Below are 1,642 nucleotides of genomic sequence, written 5' to 3'. Positions count from 1 at the left end.
GGCGGAGGTTCCGCTGCTCCTGCCGGCGGAGCGCGCGCAGCTGCTGGAGGAGTGGACCGCCACGGAGCGAGCCTACCCGGAGCGCTGCCTGCACGAGCTGTTCGCGGAGCAGGCGGCCCGCACTCCGGATGCCCCCGCGCTCCGCTTCGCGGGCCGGACGACCACGTACGCCGAGCTGGAGGGGAGCGCGAACCGGCTGGCGCGCCACCTCCAGGGGCTGGGCGTCGGCTCCGAGTCGCGGGTGGGTCTGTGCCTGGAGCGCACGCCGCAGATGCTGGTGGCGATGCTGGGCATCCTCAAGGCCGGCGGCGCCTACGTGCCGCTGGACCCCGCCTATCCGGCCGATCGCCTGGAGTACATGCTGGAGGACGCGGGCGCGGCCGTGGTGGTGACCCAGGCGAGCCTCGCGGAGCGGCTGCCGCTGGGGCTCGACCGGGTGCTGGTCGACTCGGAAGCGGCGCGGATCGCGGCGCGGCCCGACGACGCGCCGGAAAGCGGTGTGGAGGCCGGCAACCTGGCGTACGTGCTGTACACGTCCGGCTCGACCGGCCGTCCCAAGGGCGTGCAGGTGGAGCACCGCAGCGCCTCGCAGATCGTGCACTTCCTGCGCGACGTGGTGCGCGCGGAGGACCGCGCCGCCGTGCTGGGCTCCACCTCCGTGTCCTTCGACGTGTCGGTGGGCGAGGTCTTCGGCACGATCTGCTGGGGCGGCACGCTGGTGCTGGTGGAGAGCGTGCTGGAGCTGCCGCGCGTGGCGGAGGAGGGCGTGCGCCTGGTGGTGACGGTGCCCAGCGCGGCGGCCGAGCTGCTGCGCACCGGCGGCATCCCGCAGAGCGTGCGCGCCTTCAACCTGGCCGGCGAGGCGCTTCCCGCCTGGCTGGCGCGGGAGCTGTACGCCCGCCCGGAGACGGAGCGGGTGCTGAACCTGTACGGCCCCACGGAGGACACCGTCTACTCCACCTGGAGTACGGTGGAGCCGGGGGCGGAGCGGGTGCGCATCGGGCGTCCGGTGGCCAACTCGCGGGCGTACGTGCTGGACCCGGTGGGCGGTCCGGCGCCGGTGGGCGTCGCGGGGGAGCTGTGCCTGGGCGGGGCCGGAACGGCGCGCGGCTACCACGGCCGGCCGGAGCTGACGGCGGAGCGGTTCGTCCCGGATGCGCTCGCGCCGGAGGCGGGCGCGCGGATGTACCGCACCGGGGACCGGGCGCGGTGGCTGGCCTCCGGCGAGCTGGAGTACCTGGGTCGCATCGACCAGCAGGTCAAGGTGCGCGGCTTCCGCATCGAGCCGGGGGAGATCGAGGCGGCGCTGCGCACGCACCCCGCCGTGGGCGAGGCGGTGGTGGCGGCGCGCGCGGACGGGAGCGGCGGCGTCCGCCTGGTGGCCTACCACCTGGCCGCGGAGGGTATGGCGCGGCCGGAGGCGGCGCAGCTGCGGGCGTGGCTGCGCGAGCGGCTCCCGGACGCCATGGTCCCGGGCGCCTTCGTGGCGCTGGACACCTTCCCGCTGACCCCGAGCGGCAAGGTCGACCGCCTGGCGCTCCCCGCGCCGGACGCCGCCGGGCACGCCGACGCGTACGTGGCGCCCCGCACCCCCACGGAGGAGGTGCTGGCGGGGATCTGGGCGGAGGTGCTGGGGGTGGAT

The 1,642-nt window shown here is 76.1% G+C and carries 1 protein-coding gene; it reads left to right on the top strand.

Translation table 11 applies throughout. From position 1 onward, the window contains the following. Positions 1 to 1,642 (top strand): amino acid adenylation domain-containing protein (locus VIB55_RS03860; RefSeq protein ID WP_331875351.1); only part of this gene is annotated, 1,642 nt, incomplete at both ends.

The sequence above is a fragment of the Longimicrobium sp. genome (genome assembly GCF_036554565.1).
Lineage (GTDB): Bacteria > Gemmatimonadota > Gemmatimonadetes > Longimicrobiales > Longimicrobiaceae > Longimicrobium.
This window is presented reverse-complemented; position numbering and strand designations above follow the sequence as displayed.